This window comes from Mameliella sp. AT18 (assembly GCF_028807275.1).
Taxonomy (GTDB): domain Bacteria; phylum Pseudomonadota; class Alphaproteobacteria; order Rhodobacterales; family Rhodobacteraceae; genus Antarctobacter; species Antarctobacter albus.
In genome coordinates this window covers 1-1539 of the sequence record NZ_JARAMO010000100.1, presented here as the reverse complement: position 1 = coordinate 1539, position 1539 = coordinate 1, and the positions used below count along the sequence as shown (strand labels likewise).

The 1539-nt window shown below is 63.1% G+C and carries 3 protein-coding genes; all 3 read left to right on the top strand.

Annotated elements, in window-relative coordinates; genetic code table 11:
• The coding region (locus PVW46_RS13275) for a hypothetical protein (protein WP_274576150.1) at positions 1-328 on the top strand (328 nt) is incomplete at its 5' end.
• Positions 325-621, top strand: coding sequence for a helix-turn-helix domain-containing protein (locus PVW46_RS28755; RefSeq protein WP_390624868.1), 297 nt, complete (start codon positions 325-327; stop codon positions 619-621). The genes PVW46_RS13275 and PVW46_RS28755, both read left to right, overlap by 4 nt.
• Positions 622-644: 23 nt before the next feature.
• Positions 645-1502, top strand: a complete 858-nt coding sequence (locus PVW46_RS13270) for a tyrosine-type recombinase/integrase (protein ID WP_390624867.1) — start codon at positions 645-647, stop codon at positions 1500-1502.
• Positions 1503-1539 lie beyond the last annotated feature (37 nt).

Here is a 1539-nt window from a genome sequence, read left to right as displayed (position 1 = left end):
AGATGACCGACACCCTGCAACAGATGAGGACGACATGAGCCCCCCAATGGATGAGAACAGCAAAATAACCGAAACGCGCTGGCACTGGGGCTGGAGCGTGAAGCCCCCGGATGTGACCGGCGCGCCAGCTTTGCGTATGGAACTCGGCCTTTCCCTTTTGTCCATGTCGATCCAAGGATTCGACGCCATGCCAGATGACATGATGATCGGGCTTAGGCTATCCGACAATTTCGATGGCGCACCAGAAGATTGGCCTGAATGCGTCGCGTGGATGCGCCGCTCTGGCCGCACGCTGGACGGCGTGACCCATGACGGGGCGCCCGGATGACCGCGCCACGCCCTCTCACACCGGACATGCTTGCCGAACGCTGGCAGTGTTCTGCAGAAACCGTGCGGATGATGGTCAAGCGGGGGGAGTTGCACGGCTTTCGAGTCGGGCGCATGATCCGAATCCCGTTGGCCGCGGTAGAGGAACACGAATGCCAGACATCAGCATCGGACGCCTGCGAGGCGGATTCTGCGTCTACTGGGACGACTCGGAGACCGGAAAACGGCGACGTTATCAGCTTGCGGCACGCACCAGAGCGCAAGCCGAAGCGGAAGGCCGGGACCGATACCTGAAAGAAACTGCCACGCCCGGCGGCATGACAGTGGCTGAGATCTGGGAAGCCTACCGCATCCACCTCGGGTCGAAGAAAACCGCCGAAACCATGAGCTATACCGGCAAGGCGATCCTGCCCGCGTTCGGCGCGCTGCGCCCCGATCAGATCACCGTCGAGGATTGCCGGACCTACCTGCGTGACCGCCTGGCCGCCGGCCGCAAGATCGGGTCCGCGCATACCGAGCTGGGGCACCTGCGCTCCGCGCTTCGCTGGGCGGCCAAGGTCCGCGTGATCGACCGCGCCCCCTACATCGAACTCCCCCCGAAACCGGACAGCAACGTCAGGCCCCTGACCGACGCTCAGATCCGCGCGCTGCTGGATGGCTGCGGCTCTCCCCATGTGCGGCTTGCGGTGATCCTTTTGCTGACGACTGGCGCGCGTGTCGGCGCCGTCCTCGACCTGGAATGGTCACGGATCGACTTCGACCGCGGCGTGATCGACCTGCGTCTGCCGGATGGCGTCACCAGGAAAGGGCGGGCTGTCGTGCCGATGAATCGCATGGCGCGCGCCGCACTGGAATCGGCCTACCCTGCCCGGCTGACCGACCATGTGGTTGAGTGGGCCGGGAAGCGCATCAAGTCCATCCGAACCGGCTATGCCGCAGCCCTGGAACGCGCGGGCCTGGGCGAGATCCACATCCACCAGATCAGACACACCGTCGCCGTCCGGATGCTAACCGCAGGTCGCCCAATTGAAGAGGTTTCTCAATACCTTGGGCATTCCAACATCGCGATCACGCACAAGACTTACGCGCGGTTCATGCCAGAACACCTTGCGGGCGCCGCCGAGGTCCTTGAGTTCATCGAACCGGCACGCACTTCGCAAAATCAGCGTAAGTAGTTGAAAACATGGTGGGTGATGAGAGACTCGAACTCCC

What these genes read in the sequence shown, in the direction of transcription:
- PVW46_RS28755 (WP_390624868.1), top strand. Translation starts at nt 325, where the DNA reads ATGACCGCGCCACGCCCTCTCACACCGGACATGCTTGCCGAACGCTGG.
- PVW46_RS13270 (WP_390624867.1), top strand. Translation starts at nt 645, where the DNA reads ATGACAGTGGCTGAGATCTGGGAAGCCTACCGCATCCACCTCGGGTCG.